Raw genomic sequence first — 538 nt, forward strand, 5'->3', positions numbered from 1 at the left:
ATCAGTCAAAACGAAAACACGTCGGATTTGGCCATCCGGGCAGCCAAAAAGCTGCTTGAAGGGCAAGACCCGGCAGAGGTCGACTTGGTCATCGTCGCGACCATGTCCCCGGATGCATATACCCCTTCGACCGCCGCCTTGGTGCAGGCAGCCGTCGGCGCCAAAAACGCCGCCTGTTTCGACTTGTCAGCAGCCTGCTCGGGCTTCGTTTATGCCTTAGAAGCAGCCGAAAAGATGCTGACGAGGCCGCAGGGCCTGGCGATGGTGCTGGGGGCGGAAACCTTGTCCAAGCTCGTCGACTGGCAGGACCGCAGCACCGCCGTCTTGTTTGGCGACGGAGCCGGCGGAGTCCTGCTCAAAAAAGACGCGGCTGAACCGCGCTTTTTGATGACGCAGCTTAAAAGCTACGGCGAGCTGGGCCACTTCCTGTCGGCCGGCCGGACAGAAACGGCGCCGTTTCCAGGACCGGCCACGGGCCTGACGCCTTTCAGGATGAACGGGCGCGAGGTTTACAAGTTTGCCACGCACAAGGTGCCGG

General features: G+C 61.5%; 1 protein-coding gene. It reads left to right on the top strand.

Going from position 1 to position 538, the window contains the following annotated elements; translation table 11 throughout:
* A partial coding sequence (locus tag lacNas_RS00150) for a ketoacyl-ACP synthase III (RefSeq protein WP_507762765.1) occupies positions 1–538 on the top strand: 538 nt, incomplete at both ends.

The sequence above is a fragment of the Lactobacillus nasalidis genome (assembly GCF_016587775.1).
GTDB lineage: Bacteria > Bacillota > Bacilli > Lactobacillales > Lactobacillaceae > Lactobacillus > Lactobacillus nasalidis.